The following is a 14,323-nucleotide window of genomic DNA, read 5'->3' on the forward strand; positions in this document are numbered from 1 at the left end:
CTACCTACGGAATTTGAAGCGGAGGTTGACCCACTTGAAAACGAGCATTCCCAGAATCATGCCCGCGACGAAAACAAAGGGACGGAGTTCGAAGCTCGCGAGAGCCGTGATCCCGGGGCCGGGGCAGTAACCCGCGAGTCCCCAGCCGACTCCGAAAATGACCGCCCCCGCGATGAGGCTGGGGGTGAGGGGTGAGTTCGGCGGGACCTCCCACTGCGCCGAAAAAAGCGGTGTCTGGCGCCGACGAATCAGTCGGTACGAAATGAGGTGAAGCCCCACGGCCCCGAGCATAACGAAGGCGAGAGACGGATCCCACGCCCCGAAAAGATCCAGAAAGCCCAAGACCTTCTGCGGATCCGTCATGCCCGAGATGCCGAGTCCCAATGCGAAGAGGAGACCCACGATGAAAGCACCGACATTGTTCTTCATGGAATCGCTCCGAGTGATCGCAGCAGTGCGACCGTGAGGATTCCCGCGCCCATGAAGGCGCCGGTCGCGACGAGGGACCGAGGGGAAAGGCGGCTAATTCCGCAAATTCCATGTCCACTGGTGCAACCACTGCCGAGAACCGTGCCGAAGCCAACGAGAAGGCCGGCGGCGAAGACGAGCCCATCGGGCGCGAGGCCCGCCGGACCGAAGCTTTGCGGCGCGAAGAGGCGAAGGGCGATTCCGCCGAAGATCAGTCCGAGAATGAAGCTGAGCCGCCAATCGCGTTCACGGGGATTTCGCGTGAAAAGACCGTAAAAAATCCCGCTGATTCCCGTGACTCGACCGTTCCATAAAAGCATCAAAGAGACGGCCAAACCGATCAAGCCGCCACCCGCGAGGGCGTTCCACCAAGCGCTATTCACGAGATCTCCTTGTTAGTTCTTTTCCGTGCGGTACTTCAGGTCGTTCCATTGAAGCATGCCGCCCACCATGTTCGAGGTGAATTTGTACCCCTGCTTGATGCTTTCGGTGGTGGCTTGTCCGGATCTTCCGCCGCTGCGGCAGACGAAGACGATCTCCTGAGAACGTTCACCGTTTTCCAGGAAGCGCGTGAGGGCTGGCCCCAAAGGAATGAGTTCGGCACCTTGGATATGCCCAAGCTCGTTGTTGAATTCGTCGGGGTTGCGAACGTCAATGAGTCGAACTTTTCCTAAGGCCTCGTGGACTTTTTGGACGGAGACTTCGGGAAGGCCATCGTTCATGGAGGGGTGGATTTCGCGCTCGTCGCGAGTGATCCCGCAGGCCATATTCGCCGGAACCGCCTCGTGGATTTTTTTTGGATTGGCGAGTTTCAGCTCGGCCATGGTTTGGATGAAGTCGCTTTTTGACTTCGCTAGTCCCAGGCGAGGATTAAATTTCTTTTCGAGCTCGATGGTGGAGGCGGTTTGCCCACGGTAGTCGTGGCCCGGGTAGACCTGCATTTTCTCGGGGAGGGAAAAGAGCTGTTGGTGAACGCTGTCGTAGAGTTTTTCCGACGAGCCTTGCTGAAAGTCGGTTCGCCCGGTACCGCGAATGAGCAAGGCATCTCCCGTAAAGACACGGTCGCCACAAACGAAACTCATGCAGGTATTCGTATGTCCCGGCGTGGACAGGGCTTTGATCTTGACCTCTCCCAACGCGAGCTCTTGACCGTGGGTCAGGGCGATGTCCACGCAGTCGACCTTCGCGGTCGCGCTGACGGCGGACTTTGCGCCGGTTCTTTTGCGCAGTTCGCCCGCGGCGGTGATGTGATCGGCATGGATATGGGTGTCGAGGATGTACTTGAGCTTCACCCCGAGCTCCTCGATGAGTTTGAGGTCCCGCTCGATCGTTTCGATGACGGGGTCGATAAGGGCGGCCTCTTTCGTGAGGGGGTCCGCGATCAGATAGGTGTAGGTCGATGATTCACTTTCGAACAGCTGATAGAACAGGGGATTGTCTTTATTCATTCGGCCCTCTTTTTATATTGATATATTCTAATATTATAATATGATCAAGTCATGAAAACAACCGGCGAACAATTGGCGGCGCAATGTGAAACGGTTTCTGGCCTTTTGAAGGCCATTGCCCACCCGCAGCGGCTGAAGATCCTGTGTCGTTTGTCGGAGGGGTCTTGCTCCGTGTCGGAGCTCGAAGACTACTGCGGGGCCTCGCAGTCCTCCGTGTCCCAGTACTTAGGTAAGATGAAAGCCGAAGGTCTACTGAAGTCTCGTCGGGACGGGAAACAGATCTTCTATGAGATCGATAGCAAGGACCTTCTAAAGATGATGAAGGCGATGCAAAAAATCTTTTGCGAATAGTCGCGAAGGACAACTCGTTGAAGGAGTCGGTGATGACAAAGAATATTCACTCGGTTGAAAGAGGCGCTCGCGTCGTGATCGGTTTGGTTTTGGTGGCGATGGCTTTCGTGGGCCCGGCGAATCCGTGGTTCCTTTTGGGGATCGTGCCCCTCGCGACCGGTTTGATCGGATGGTGTCCGCCGTACGCGCTCCTCGGCATCAGCACCTGCAAGTTGGGGACACCCACCGACGGCGAGGCGAAACGTTCTTAGTTCAGGCGTATCGCGAACGCGCGGCCTAGCGAAAAACGGCCTCGATATTATGACCATCGGGATCGATGACGAAGGCGGCATAGTAGCCCGGGCTTCGGAGTCCGGGCGGGCCATTGCAGACCCCGCCCGTGGCGGTCGCTTGGCGATGGAATTCGTCGACTTGGGCCGCGGACTTGGCGCTAAAGCAAATATGCATCGCCGGCTTTGTGGGGGCTCCCGCGGTCAGCAAAAGATCATCCGATTTGTCGGTGCGCAGACCGAAGCCGAAGATGCCGCTTTCCTTGTTCTCCGTGGTGAGCAAGAACCCCAGGGGGAGTAGGCACGCCGAGTAGAACTTCAGCGACTTTTCGTAATCATTCACGCGGTATTCGACATGATCAAAAAACATGGGGTCTTCCTGGTCGAAAGATGGGGTCTTGGATGGGAACGCGCCGACGGTTTTGAAAGTTGGTCGGGGAGACAGGATTCGAACCTGCGACCCTCTGGTCCCAAACCAGATGCGCTACCAGACTGCGCTACTCCCCGACGCTGTTAGTATGAACAGAGCCGGGTATCGCTAGGCAAGCCAAAAATCTATTCGCCAATTCGGCGTTGGCTTCCTAACATAGCGATGTGGAGCAATTTCTGAATCAAATTCCGAAACCCTTTCTGGTGGTCGTCGCGTTGATCGCGGGGATTGCGGCGATCATCGCCACGAATCCGCAGTACACGGCCTGCCAAGCGCAGACCGAGATCTTTCAGAAGTCGGTGACGCAAGAGATTTACGGTCGTCGCGGTCAGCGGATGGGTTTTTCGCCGAAGGTGGCGGGGCAGATTTCGAGCTGTAAACAGGGGAACGGCCCCGGGGGATGTTTCGAGCTCTTCCGCACCTTGCGCAAAGTTATGCGCGAGCTGCGGCAGTTCGATGAATCTTGTAATGCGGACCTCGCGGCGATCGGCGAAGTGCGGGCCGCGATCCAAAGTCCCATGGGCCTGATGGTGCAGGTGGCGTGGGGCGAGCAGCCTCCGGAAAGCACCGAGAAGCGCTACGGTTGGTTCGAGGCTTCGGACGTCGCGCTGTTTTGCCAATTGCGTGAAAGTTACCTGCGTCTTTATGGCGAAGAGGAGTTCACGAATTTTCGGATGCAGGTGATGTCCACGCTGCCGGGCGAGGCGCCGACGTTCGAGAACGGTGTGTGCTCGAACTGCGAGTACCGGAAGAAGGCTCCGGCGGTCATGTCGCCCGAAGAAATCCACAAGCTGAGTTTATTTGCGGCTCCGTGCAGCCGGATGAACTACTAAGCCGAGATCTCGTCTTCCAAAAGCTCCAGCGATGACCAGCGCGCGCGTCCGTTGAGGAGATGGACATGGCCGCAAAGAACGAGGTCGGCATCGTGACGGTGAATGGCGCTGAAAACTCCATGCGTGAGTGGCTGAATGAACCAATCTTGAGGATTGAGACCGAACTGCGAGAGTTGTGTGCGCAGCTCCATTGACATTTCTTGGGGTGAAACCGAAAACGACAGGGATTGCATAGAGACCTCCGATGCCAGATCCCCTTCGCAATCCCAATGCCGGACGCCTCGGACGTCCGGAGGGGCTGAGATCGAAGGAGATGGGGTTTGAGGTGTGATCGGGAAGGACGCCGTCCCCGATCACGGAAAATGCTGTCTTAAGTCAGAGAAGGCGTGGAATGAGGTTTGAGATGCGTCTACAGCGACTGAGGCCCTGGATTGAGTTGGTTCTTTTGGGCCTTCATATTGTCGCGGTGATCTTTATTTTTAAGATCATCGAGGATCGGAAGGTCGCGGGCGTGGTGGCCGGAGCCTTATTTCTGGAGATCGGCCTGCTGACGATGTTTTTGGAGTGGAAGTGGGGGCGGAAGTGGGGATCCCTCGCCTTTTGGGCGGCGGCGATCTTCTTCCTGGGCTCGGCGGTTCCCGTGATGGGGCTTCGGCTCACGCACTGGGAGATGGCGTTTGACGACATCCAGTGGCTGGGCGTGACCGGGCGTCAGCTCCATCAAATGGGCAACGGCACCTATATGGCGATGCTGCTGATGGCGGTGGTCGAAGGGCTGCGTGATCGTTGGGCCTTGCGTGGGGCGCGAGGACGCACACGTCATTGACCGCAAAAAGAAATGGCCGCGATGTCAGTGACATGCGGCCATGGCCTGATCTATCTCGTAAAAGACACGTCACGGCTTTCACCAGTGACGAGACGAAGACTAGATTTCGAAGGGAACCGGCGAGATCGACTCGGCACGGTTGAAGTAGTCGTAAGCATCCGAGCCCGAGGGCAGCAGAGCCAAGTTGCGCGCCTTTTTCACAGCGGCCGCGACTTTCTTCTGTTGAGCGATGCTCAGTTTTGCGATGCGAGCGGGAGTGATCTTGCCGCCGTCGCTGATGAAGCGTGCGAGGCTGACGGGATCTTTGTAGTCAAAAGTTGTATCTCCGCTGAATTCCTGGCGGTATTTACCGCGTCCACCTTTTCTCATGTTCCAAGGCCCTTTCATTTTTACGAGACGGTTCTTGTACGTGGGCTGGGCGGCGAAAGCAAGAGGTTCTTGGCGGGGTGGTAGGGGCTTCTGGGAAACGGATTTGGGGGCCGGAACCGGGTTTGCGGCCAATAGGGCGGACTTGAGGCCTTTTCGGGATTGGATTTTTCGTTTGCCATCCCTGGCTTTCTTATTTAGATGTGTCAATTCTTTGGATTTCTAGAAAGAGGAACTTATGAGCCGCTGCGAACTCACTGGCAAAGGACCTGTCGTTAAGAACTTGGTCAGCCACTCGAACATCAAGACGAAATCGACCGCTTTGCCGAACGTTCAGAAGAAACGCCTGTTTAGCCGCGTTCTGAACTCCATGGTTCGCCTGCAGGTCGCGACCAGCGCGATCCGCGATATGGAACACATGGGCGGTTTCGACGTTTTCATTCTGAATCAACCGACAAAAACTCTCTCGCCCCGCGCGCGTGAAGTTCAGTCGCGTATCCGTCGCAAGATGTCGTCGAAAAAGAAGACCGCGGCTCCCGCGACTTCGGACGCTCCCGTGACAGAGAAAAAAGCCGCTAAAAAACCTGCCGCTAAAAAAGCGACGAAGAAGTAAGCTGAAGGAATTCCGCCATGAAATTGAAAATCAAAAAAGGCGCGACTGTTCAAGTGAACGCCGGTTCGGATAAAGGCAAAAAAGGCAAAGTCATCGAAGTCAGCCCCACGCTCATGAAAGTGAAAGTGGAAGGCGTGAAAGTGATGACTCACTTTGATAAGAAAGATGGTCTGAAGAAGCTGGAAGGTTTCATCGACTACTCGAATGTCACGCTGGTCGAAAGTGCTGCTCCCAAAGGGAAAAAAGGCGCTAAAACCAAGTCGGCAGGCAAATCCGCCTAGTTTCGGCTGGCCTCGAAAGCATTTATCGTTCAAAATGGGCTGCGATGTCGGCCCATTTTTTATTTCTCCCTACTCCTCTGAGATTTGTCGTTCTGTGCTTGGTGATGAGCCTGGGCGCGGGCGGAGTTTTCGCTCAGGGGCAGTCCGTTTCTCCGCAGCAGTCGTCGGCGACTCAGGTCGATAGTGATGACGAAGGCTTGGCGCCGAAGAAGTCCGGTAAAGGTACGCATCCCGACGATGGTTCGGATCTCGGCGAAGTGACGCTCGGGACGCTGGAACAGAAACCGATTTATTGGATGTGTCGCAATCACAGTATCGTGCGCACTTTGCAAATCGAAACCCGTGACGGGGGCTGCCGGACTCATTACGGAAAAGACGGCGTTGATCGCGTGGTCAGTCAGTCGCAAACGCCTTCGGGCTGTGTCGGCGTTTTTTCGAATATCCGTCGCAATCTTGAGTCCGCGGGCTGGAAGTGCAAAGACATCAGCCAGGGCCGCATCTCGGAAAACCTGTGACCTCGACACATCTTCAAGTCCACGTCGCCCAGATGAATTCGGTCGACGACCTCGCGACGAACGTCGCGCAAGTGAAATCACTTTTACAACAAATCCCTTCGAGCGTGGAAGAGCAGCTGGTCTGCTTTCCCGAAAATAGTCTTTATCTGAAGTTGAAAGACAAAAGCGCGATTCCGGCCCTGACACTAGAAGAGAGTTTTTGGGCGGAGTTTTCCGAGATCGCGCGCGCGAAAAACGCGGTTTTACATTTTGGATCGGTGCCGCTGCGGGGGCGCGAGAAGCTTTTAAACTCGTCGGTCGTTTTGCGCCCGGGCGGAAAACCCGAGGCGACGTACACGAAAGTTCATCTGTTCGATATCGACGTCGAAGGACACAAACCCGTACGTGAATCCGAAAACTTCGAGCATGGGGACGGGACCTCGACGTTCGAAGTGAACGGGTGGCTGATCGGTCAGAGCATTTGTTACGATCTGCGTTTTGCGGAGCTTTATTCGCGTTACGCGAAACTCGCGGTCGACCTGATCTTGGTTCCCGCGGCGTTTTTGGTTCCGACGGGGCGTGCGCATTGGGAGACTTTGCTGCGCGCCCGCGCGATCGAAAGCCAGGCCTTCGTGATCGCGGCCGCGCAGGCCGGTCGGCACGTCGGGGTCGGCGGAGACGAGCGAATGACCTTTGGCCACTCGTTGGTCGTTGAACCATGGGGTTCGGTGATGGCCGATGGTGGGCCCGAAGGCGTGAAACTTCTGAGCGTGATGCTCGAGCGCGCGCAGATCGAGAAAGTGCGTCGCCAGATTCCCATGAGTGTCCACCGCCGACTCTAATCTTAACTCTTGGGGCGAAAGAGGCGGAATTTTCATGGCACGAGCGTTGTAAGCCTCCTAGGTCTTGGAGGTTTCATCCATGAAGAAGCACAAAATTGCGGTCACTGCGGCGGTCACATCATTCATTCTCGGATTAGGTTGGGTCTCTTGGGCGGAAAAAAATCCCGTCCTGCCACCACCGAACTCAACGGCATCGGTCACGAAACAATCGACGGTCATTCCTTGGCCGGCAGACACTCGGCCCACGGCACCGGCGGGGTTCGAGGTTTCGGTTTTTGCGGAGCTGGATGCGCCCCGTAACATTCTGGTGCTGCCGAGCGGGGAAATTTTGGTTTCCCAGGCGGCGAAGAAACCTTCGGACTCGGGCGAAAATTCGCCGAACCAAATCACGAAGTATACCTTGGACGCGGAAGGCGCGATCGCGAAAGCCGAAGTTTTCTTGGATGGCATCGAGTTGCCGTTCGGGATGGCCGTTTGGGAAGATCAGTTCTTCGTCGCGACGCCCACGGAAATCCTGCGCTACCCATTCGTGAACGGCGTTATCACCGGGCCGGGCACCGTGATCGCGCAGCTGCCGTTCCCGCAGCCGCAGCGGCACTGGACGCGTGATCTGAAGATCGCGCCCGATGGTTCGAAGATGTTCATCTCGGTGGGATCGGTGTCGAACCACGGTGAAGACGGCGATCCTTTGGATCCGATGACGGCGGCGATTTTGGTGATGAACCTGGACGGATCGGATCTCAAAGTTTACGCGAGCGGAGTTCGTAACGCCGTGACGATGGCGTTTGAGCCGACGACCGGGGCGCTTTGGGCGACCGTGAATGAGCGCGATGAGTTGGGGGACGGACTCGTTCCCGACTTCTTGATCGCGGTGAAAGAGGGTGGGTTCTACGGTTGGCCTTACGCCTACTACGGAGCGAACGCGGATCCGCGTCTGCAGGGTCAGCGTCCGGATCTGGTCGCGGCGACGATCGTGCCGAACTTCTCGGTGGGGGCGCATACGGCGTCGACGGGAATCACGTTCACGACCGGCACGAAGTTTCCGGCACCCTACAATGAAGGCGCATTGATTTCGCAGCACGGATCTTGGAATAGCTCGGCGCTGGTTGGCTACAAACTGATCTATGTTCCCTTTGTGGACGGCGATGCGGTCGATCCTGAACAAGACTTTTTGACGGGCTTCGTGGCGGACGCGAAAGCGGGCACGGTCTACGGCCGTCCCGTGATGGCGGCCGTGCTGCCAAATGGAACCGTGTTGGTGACGGACGACGGGGGGCACAAGATCTGGCAGGTGAAGCCCGTAACCGCGAGCCCGCATCCGCAACCGGAATAATTCCGCGTCACGGCGAAAATTCGCGGCGTTCAATGGACAAAGCCCTGGGCCACCGGGGCTTTTGCTTTTGGTGTGGGACATGAGAGGATAACGGGAGATTTGAGAGGCGGTTTCAATTGATTTTCAATGCCGTCCCCAAGTAAGGTCAGGAAGCGAGGTCACCAGTGTTACAGAAGATTTGTATCGCGATCTTGTCGGGTTTGGTGCTCATGGGCGCAGCCGGGATGGCGCAGGCGCAAAGCGACGACAACCAGGATGAAAGCAGCATCCGTAAAACCGCACGTCTGCGTCAGTACGCGGGCGGCGTGGATGAAGAGCCCCTGAAGGTCCAAGACCCGCTCCCCCAGATCAAGAAGGATGGGGACAACGAGATGACCGCGCCCGAACCCGCCGACGCGGATTAATTGAACGAGAGGCCCGATGAGCGAAGCCGTGGATGAGATTCAGCGAGAAACGATGGAAGTCGATGCCCTGATCGTGGGCGGAGGCTCGGCCGGCTTAGCCGCCGCTTACCAACTGGCTTCGCAAATTGAAAAGCACAACGCCGACATCGAATCCGGCGCAAAACAAGGTGAGCCGGTTCGCGATCCCATGATCGTCGTGATCGAAAAAGGGATGGAGGTCGGTTCGCACTCGCTGTCGGGTGCGGTGATGAATCCCTCGGCGCTCAAAGAACTCATTCCCGATTACAAAGAGCAGGGCTGCCCGATCGAGTCGGACGTTCTGGAGGACGCGGTTTATTTTTTGACTGAAGACGCCGCGGTCAAAGCGCCGATCACGCCCCCCATGTTCAAGAACCACGGCAAACACATCGTCAGCATTTCGAAAGTGAACCGTTGGTTGGCGACGAAGTGCGAAGAAAAGGGCGTCAACATCTTCCCCGGTTTCGCCGCGGTCGAAGTGCTTTACGAAGGCGACAAAGTCGTCGGCGTGCGCACGGGCGACAAAGGCGTCGGCAAAGACGGCAAACCCAAGGCGAACTTTGAGCCCGGATTGATTTTGAAATCGAAAGTGACCGTGTTTGCCGAGGGCACGCGCGGATCGCTGTTCCGCAAGATGAGCAAAAAGCTCGGACTGCGCGAGGGGAAAGAGCCCGAGGTTTTCGAAGAAGGCGTCAAAGAGATCATCCAGATGCCCGCGGGCACGGTGAAGGCCGGACAGGTCATTCACACCGCCGGCTGGCCGCTGAAAGAATCCATGGGTGGAACCTTCGTGTACACGATCCCGGGCGACAAAATCATCGTCGGGCTGGTCGTTTACTTGGATACGCATGATCCGCTGCTGGACCCGCACCGGGAGCTGCAGCGTCTGAAAACGCACCCCTGGATGCGCAAGCTGCTGGAGGGCGGACAGGTCGTCGCCTACGGCGGAAAGACTTTGCCCGCCGGGGGCTACTACGCCATGCCGAAGCTTTCGGGCGACGGTTGGGTCGTGGTCGGTGATTCGGCCAGCATGGTCGACGTGCAAAAACTCAAAGGCATCCATCTGGCGATGAAGTCGGGGATGCTGGCGGGAGAGGCGGCGCTGGAGGCCCTGATCGCGGGGAACAGCTCGGCCGAAACGATGAAGTCCTACGACCGTAAAATCGAAGGTTCTTACGTCCGTGACGAGCTTTACCGCGTCCGGAACTTCCACCAGGCGCTCTCGAAGGGCTTCGCGGCCTCGGTGCCTTTGATCGGTCTGCAGGAGATCACCGGGGGCCGTGGTCTGAAAGACCCCATGCCGCTCCATCAGGACGCGAAGACGACCGAGAAGGTGCTGGAAGTGTGGGGGCCGGACGGCCTCAACCACAAAGACGTGCAGCTGCCGACTCCGGACGGGAAGCTCTTCTTCGATAAGCTGTCGTCGGTCTATCTGACCGGAACCCAGCACGATGAGGACTCGCCCAACCATCTGCTTTTGCAGAATGGCGATATCTGCCGGACCGTCTGCGAGCCCGAGTACAAGTCACCCTGTACTTTGTTCTGTCCGGCCGCGGTTTACGAGATGCTCCCTTCGCCTGGTCATCCTGGGCAAAAAGATCTCATGATCAATTATACGAACTGTATTCACTGTAAGACCTGTGATATCAAATGCCCCTTCGAAAACATCGATTGGACGGTCCCCGAAGGGGGCGGCGGTCCTCGGTACACTGAGGTTTAATTCGCGAGGCCGCGTTCGGACGTCCTCGGGAGAGGATGACGAATGGCGGTCTTTTTTGCGTCGACGGCGAAGGGTCTGGTCGACGAACTCTACAAAGAACTGGAAACGATGGGTCTGAGGGGTTTGAAACGCGTCCCGAGCGGCGTGGAGTTCGAATCCTCTTGGGAAGGTTGTTACGCCGTGAACTTGCGTTCGCGTTTGGCGTCGCGGATTTTGAAACCCGTCGCGGAGTTCATCGCGTACGAGCCCGAAGAACTTTACGGACATATCATGAAGCACGATTTCACGCGCTTCATCAAACCCACCCAAACCTTCGCGGTCGACGCGATCGTCAGCGAAGGGAAGATGCGCGATCAGCGCTACGTCGCTTTGAAGGTCAAAGACGCGATCGCGGATCAGTTCCGTGACAAGTTTGACGTGCGTCCGGACGTCGATAAATACGACCCGGATTTGCGCGTTTGGGTGCGCGCTTACAAAAACAAATTCCATGTCGCCATCGATACGAGCGGCGCGCCTTTGCATGAACGCGGTTACCGTAAGGAAGCCGGCGAAGCGCCGATGAAAGAAAATCTGGCGGCGGGACTGCTGGCACTGTCGGAGTGGGACGGTCAGCAGCCGATCGTGGACCCGATGTGCGGTTCGGGGACGTTGCTGATCGAGGCGGCCTTGATGGCGTCGAGGATCGCTCCCGGTAGTTTCCGTAAGAACTTCGCATTCCAGCGTTTCCAGAATTACGACAAGGAAATGTGGGAGCGGGTCATCGACGAAGCGATGGACGAAGAGATCGAAGAGCCGGAGATCAAGTTCTACGGCTTCGATATGGACAAAAAGGTTTTACTGAAAGCGAAAGAGAACGCGCGCCGTGCGGGCGTCGATCATTTGATCGAGTTCAATCGCGGCGACGTGACCACGTTGCAGGCGCCCGTGCCGGAAGGCATGATCATCACGAACCCTCCCTACGCGGTTCGTCTGGGTGACGAGGACAACGTGCGCGACGTGTACCGCGATTTCTCGCACACGCTGAAGACGCAATTCAAAGGCTGGAACGCGTGGGTGCTTTCGGGGAACGCGGATCTGATCAAGGATCTGCGATTGAAATCGACCCGCAAACACTTCGTGTTCAACGGGCCGATCGAGTGCCGGCTTTTAAAGTACGAAATTCGCTAGAGCGTTTTGGTGATCGCGAGCTTCGCGGCGTAGCCGACGAGCGCGACGATGACGACCGCGAGTCCCGGGAACCACTGGGGCTTGCGTTTCACGAGGCTGATCGCCAGCGCGAGCGCGAACCAGACGACGAGTTTGCCGTAGATCCAGTCGGGCATCGCGCCGACTAATCCCATTCTTGCCAAAAGACCGAAGCCCGCGACCAGCATGATCGCGAGGCCCACACCGTGAAGGGCGAAGGTCCAAATCTTCAACGCCTTATTCTTCCCGCCGTTTTTGGTGAGCAGGAAATACGAAAGCCCCAAACCGAAGCTCAAAAGCAGGCAGGCCAGACCGATGATGTGCAGGACTTTGTAGAACTCGTAACTCATGGGGGGTTCCCTTTCGTAAGGTTGAAGTGGCGCAAGAGGCTTTGGATTTCTTTGCGAAGGCGGGGGAGCTCGCGGATCGTGGCGATGGCTTTGAGTCCCTCTTTCATCGGCATGAGCGGGTACCCGGTGTAGGCTCCCGGCACGGTGATGTCCTTCGTGACGCCCGAGCGTCCCCCGAGGGACACGTCGTCGCAGATCGTGATGTGATCCGCGATCACCACGTCACCGCCGCAGCTGAAGCGGTCCCCGATCACGGTCGAGCCCGCGGTCATGAAGCCCGCCGTGATCAAGCCGCTTTTGCCGATCCGGCAGTTGTGGGCGATGTGGCAAAGGTTGTCGAGTTTCGTGCCGGCGCCGATGCGGGTGTCGCCGATGGCGCCGCGGTCAATGGTGGTGCCGGCGCCGACCTCGACGTCGTTTTCCAGAACCACGCGGCCGATTTGCGGAATTTTAACGGGCGGGCCTGAGCGCTGCGGGATGTAGCCGAAACCGTCCGAGCCCAGGACGGCGTTCGCGAAGACTTCGCAGTTTTCGCCGATCTCGCAGTGGTGACCGATGACGGCCCCCGAGTGAATCTTCGTCCGTGCCCGGATGTGTGCGCCGGTCTCGACGACAGCGTTCGCGCCGATCCAGACGTTTTCGCCCAAGACGACTCCGGCTCCGATGACGGCGCCCGGTCCGATGCGGACCGAGGGGCTGAGCTTCGCTTCGGGGTGGACGTGGGCGGCGGGGGAAACGCCACTGGGAAAGGCCTCGGGTTTCAGATCGAAAAGGGCCAAGGCTTGCCCCATGTGGGCGCGAAAGTTCGTGGTTTTGAGGACCGAGATATGGGGCGGAATATTCAGTTGGCTCGCGTCCACGCCTTGATCCAAGATGAGGATACGGACGGGCGAGAGATCGGAGATTTCGGCTCCCGCCTTCAGGAAAACGAGGGAGTCGGGTTGGGGCGCTTCGGGGATCGAGATCCGTTGGGCGACCGCGTCCTTGGGACCCTGGAGAGGGGTTAAACCCCATTTTTCAAGCTGTTCGGAACTGATGCTTCGCAAAATGACCTCGCGGGCATTGTCAATGGATGGACCGACGAGGATAGTACCTAACGAAAAGACAGTTAGAACTCAAGGGGATGCATGGCTAAGAAAGCAGCGAAATCAGCTAAGGAAGCCGACAAAAAACCCAAGGCCGCCGCGAAAGCGGGCGCCGCAAAATCAGGCAAAGCCGCGCCGAAGGCCGCGCCCAAGCCCGCGAAGGCCATCAAGCCCAAGAAAACCGCGAGCGAGGACGAAGTCGACGAGACCGAAGAGGTCGATGACGCAGAGGCTGAGATGGCGGCCGACCTGGAGTCGACGGACATCGATGTCGACGGCGACGTGGCCGCTCCGAAAGCGAAGGCCGTGAAGCCGAAGAAAGTCTCCGCGAAAAAGGAGAAAGCGGCGGCGAAGGCGGCCAGCGAGGCGAGCGAGAGCCTGAAAAAGTGGAGCGATCTCAAAGAGCGTCACGGTGGAGAAAAAGCACCGGCTTATGCGATGTCGGCCCAGTTCGAGGCGAATACGCCTCTTCAGCACAAAGTTTTGGGCTGGGGCTACATTGTGAGCAATTTGAACGATCGCCTCGAAGTTCTCTTCGAAAGCGGCACGAAAATCCTTATCAGCAATTACAAGGCGTAGACGGAAGTCGCCTGGCCCCTGATCGGGGCCTCGGGCGATTTCTATTGTCTGGCGCGGGAAGTTCACTTAAAAGTACCCTCAATGGCAAAAGACGATTTAGCACAGGTAGACGGTAAGATTGTGGATGCGCTTGCGGGCGGTCTGTACAAGGTCAAACTCGAAAACAGCGTCGAGATTCAGGCCAAGTTGTGCGGAAAAATGCGCCGGTTCAACATCCGCGTCGTCGTCGGTGACAAGGTCACTGTCGGGGTTTCTCCTTACGATCCGACCCACGGTCTGATCATGTATCGCCACAAATAATCCGGACAAATCCGAAAAAGAGAATGAAGCGGAAGACAAGAATCTTCCGCTTTTTTTATGCGTTTTTCGCGCCTGCGAAGGGCTGCGTCGCCTCTTGCGAGACGAGGTCGGTCGCGCCTATTCTCTGG

Annotated in this window: 22 protein-coding genes and 1 tRNA gene; 14 read left to right on the forward strand and 9 right to left on the reverse strand. The window is 57.4% G+C overall.

Annotated elements, in window-relative coordinates; all coding sequences use genetic code 11:
* The 3 genes from KF767_13630 to KF767_13640 all read right to left on the reverse strand — a co-directional run bounded on the left by KF767_13630 (window position 1) and on the right by KF767_13640 (window position 1,916).
* Complete coding sequence (locus KF767_13630; GenBank protein MBX3018922.1) at window positions 1–429, reverse strand: YeeE/YedE family protein; 429 nt, start codon at window positions 427–429, stop codon at window positions 1–3.
* Window positions 426–788, reverse strand: a complete 363-nt coding sequence (locus KF767_13635; protein ID MBX3018923.1) for a YeeE/YedE family protein — start codon at window positions 786–788, stop codon at window positions 426–428. The genes KF767_13630 and KF767_13635 overlap by 4 nt, the downstream gene beginning before the upstream one ends.
* 75 nt (window positions 789–863) lie before the next feature.
* The gene (locus KF767_13640; protein MBX3018924.1) at window positions 864–1,916 is read right to left on the reverse strand and encodes an MBL fold metallo-hydrolase; all 1,053 of its coding nucleotides are present in this window, start codon (window positions 1,914–1,916) and stop codon (window positions 864–866) included.
* A gap of 51 nt (window positions 1,917–1,967) precedes the next feature.
* On the opposite strand from KF767_13640, the gene KF767_13645 reads away from it, so the two are divergent.
* Together KF767_13645 and KF767_13650 are read left to right on the forward strand one after the other, a co-directional pair.
* Window positions 1,968–2,267 (forward strand): winged helix-turn-helix transcriptional regulator, encoded by a 300-nt coding sequence (locus tag KF767_13645; GenBank protein MBX3018925.1) that lies wholly within the window; start codon window positions 1,968–1,970, stop codon window positions 2,265–2,267.
* Between the two features lie 32 nt (window positions 2,268–2,299).
* Window positions 2,300–2,518 carry a DUF2892 domain-containing protein gene (locus KF767_13650; protein MBX3018926.1) on the forward strand — a complete coding sequence of 73 codons (219 nt, stop codon included), beginning with the start codon at window positions 2,300–2,302 and terminating at the stop codon, window positions 2,516–2,518.
* A 25-nt stretch (window positions 2,519–2,543) separates the two neighbouring features.
* On the opposite strand, the gene KF767_13655 is transcribed toward KF767_13650, so the two are convergent.
* Entirely contained in the window at window positions 2,544–2,906 is a 363-nt protein-coding gene (locus KF767_13655; GenBank protein MBX3018927.1) for a VOC family protein, read from the reverse strand.
* Between the two features lie 60 nt (window positions 2,907–2,966).
* Window positions 2,967–3,043: transfer RNA gene (locus KF767_13660), tRNA-Pro, on the reverse strand.
* A gap of 87 nt (window positions 3,044–3,130) precedes the next feature.
* Between KF767_13660 and KF767_13665 the strand changes: the two genes are divergently transcribed.
* Window positions 3,131–3,799 carry a hypothetical protein gene (locus tag KF767_13665; protein ID MBX3018928.1) on the forward strand — a complete coding sequence of 223 codons (669 nt, stop codon included), beginning with the start codon at window positions 3,131–3,133 and terminating at the stop codon, window positions 3,797–3,799.
* On the opposite strand, the gene KF767_13670 is transcribed toward KF767_13665, so the two are convergent.
* The gene (locus tag KF767_13670; GenBank protein MBX3018929.1) at window positions 3,796–4,032 is read right to left on the reverse strand and encodes a hypothetical protein; all 237 of its coding nucleotides are present in this window, start codon (window positions 4,030–4,032) and stop codon (window positions 3,796–3,798) included. The two genes, KF767_13665 and KF767_13670, sit on opposite strands and share 4 nt — an antisense overlap.
* Window positions 4,033–4,265: 233 nt before the next feature.
* On the opposite strand from KF767_13670, the gene KF767_13675 reads away from it, so the two are divergent.
* On the forward strand, window positions 4,266–4,625 hold the full coding sequence (locus KF767_13675; GenBank protein ID MBX3018930.1) for a hypothetical protein: 360 nt from the start codon (window positions 4,266–4,268) through the stop codon (window positions 4,623–4,625).
* A gap of 99 nt (window positions 4,626–4,724) precedes the next feature.
* Here KF767_13675 and rpsR read toward each other — a convergent pair whose 3' ends face one another.
* Entirely contained in the window at window positions 4,725–4,994 is a 270-nt protein-coding gene (rpsR, locus tag KF767_13680) for a 30S ribosomal protein S18 (GenBank protein ID MBX3018931.1), read from the reverse strand.
* 235 nt (window positions 4,995–5,229) lie between these two features.
* On the opposite strand from rpsR, the gene rpmB reads away from it, so the two are divergent.
* The 8 genes from rpmB to KF767_13720 all read left to right on the forward strand — a co-directional run bounded on the left by rpmB (window position 5,230) and on the right by KF767_13720 (window position 11,863).
* Window positions 5,230–5,604 carry a 50S ribosomal protein L28 gene (gene rpmB / locus KF767_13685; protein MBX3018932.1) on the forward strand — a complete coding sequence of 125 codons (375 nt, stop codon included), beginning with the start codon at window positions 5,230–5,232 and terminating at the stop codon, window positions 5,602–5,604.
* A 17-nt stretch (window positions 5,605–5,621) separates the two neighbouring features.
* Window positions 5,622–5,885, forward strand: a complete 264-nt coding sequence (locus KF767_13690; protein MBX3018933.1) for a 50S ribosomal protein L24 — start codon at window positions 5,622–5,624, stop codon at window positions 5,883–5,885.
* A gap of 44 nt (window positions 5,886–5,929) precedes the next feature.
* Window positions 5,930–6,400, forward strand: coding sequence for a hypothetical protein (locus KF767_13695; GenBank protein MBX3018934.1), 471 nt, complete (start codon window positions 5,930–5,932; stop codon window positions 6,398–6,400).
* 32 nt (window positions 6,401–6,432) lie between these two features.
* A complete protein-coding gene (locus KF767_13700; GenBank protein ID MBX3018935.1) occupies window positions 6,433–7,221 on the forward strand; it encodes a carbon-nitrogen hydrolase family protein in 789 nt (262 codons plus the stop codon).
* A gap of 79 nt (window positions 7,222–7,300) precedes the next feature.
* Window positions 7,301–8,554: a sorbosone dehydrogenase family protein gene (locus tag KF767_13705; GenBank protein MBX3018936.1), complete on the forward strand. Its 1,254-nt coding sequence runs from the start codon at window positions 7,301–7,303 to the stop codon at window positions 8,552–8,554.
* Between the two features lie 164 nt (window positions 8,555–8,718).
* Window positions 8,719–8,958: a hypothetical protein gene (locus KF767_13710; GenBank protein ID MBX3018937.1), complete on the forward strand. Its 240-nt coding sequence runs from the start codon at window positions 8,719–8,721 to the stop codon at window positions 8,956–8,958.
* Between the two features lie 16 nt (window positions 8,959–8,974).
* Window positions 8,975–10,696 carry an electron transfer flavoprotein-ubiquinone oxidoreductase gene (locus tag KF767_13715; GenBank protein ID MBX3018938.1) on the forward strand — a complete coding sequence of 574 codons (1,722 nt, stop codon included), beginning with the start codon at window positions 8,975–8,977 and terminating at the stop codon, window positions 10,694–10,696.
* A 42-nt stretch (window positions 10,697–10,738) separates the two neighbouring features.
* Entirely contained in the window at window positions 10,739–11,863 is a 1,125-nt protein-coding gene (locus KF767_13720; protein MBX3018939.1) for an RNA methyltransferase, read from the forward strand.
* Here the strand turns inward: KF767_13720 and KF767_13725 are convergent.
* Both KF767_13725 and lpxD read right to left on the reverse strand, forming a co-directional pair.
* The gene (locus KF767_13725; GenBank protein ID MBX3018940.1) at window positions 11,860–12,231 is read right to left on the reverse strand and encodes a hypothetical protein; all 372 of its coding nucleotides are present in this window, start codon (window positions 12,229–12,231) and stop codon (window positions 11,860–11,862) included. The two genes, KF767_13720 and KF767_13725, sit on opposite strands and share 4 nt — an antisense overlap.
* Window positions 12,228–13,277, reverse strand: coding sequence for a UDP-3-O-(3-hydroxymyristoyl)glucosamine N-acyltransferase (gene lpxD / locus KF767_13730; protein ID MBX3018941.1), 1,050 nt, complete (start codon window positions 13,275–13,277; stop codon window positions 12,228–12,230). Before lpxD ends, KF767_13725 begins: the two co-directional genes overlap by 4 nt.
* An 81-nt stretch (window positions 13,278–13,358) precedes the next feature.
* Between lpxD and KF767_13735 the strand changes: the two genes are divergently transcribed.
* Together KF767_13735 and infA are read left to right on the forward strand one after the other, a co-directional pair.
* Window positions 13,359–13,895, forward strand: a complete 537-nt coding sequence (locus KF767_13735) for a hypothetical protein (GenBank protein ID MBX3018942.1) — start codon at window positions 13,359–13,361, stop codon at window positions 13,893–13,895.
* 81 nt (window positions 13,896–13,976) lie between these two features.
* Window positions 13,977–14,195, forward strand: coding sequence for a translation initiation factor IF-1 (gene infA / locus KF767_13740; GenBank protein ID MBX3018943.1), 219 nt, complete (start codon window positions 13,977–13,979; stop codon window positions 14,193–14,195).
* The last annotated feature ends 128 nt before the right edge of the window (window positions 14,196–14,323 follow it).

The sequence above is a fragment of the Pseudobdellovibrionaceae bacterium genome, assembly GCA_019637875.1.
Classification (GTDB): Bacteria; Bdellovibrionota; Bdellovibrionia; order Bdellovibrionales; family Bdellovibrionaceae; genus JAHBUW01.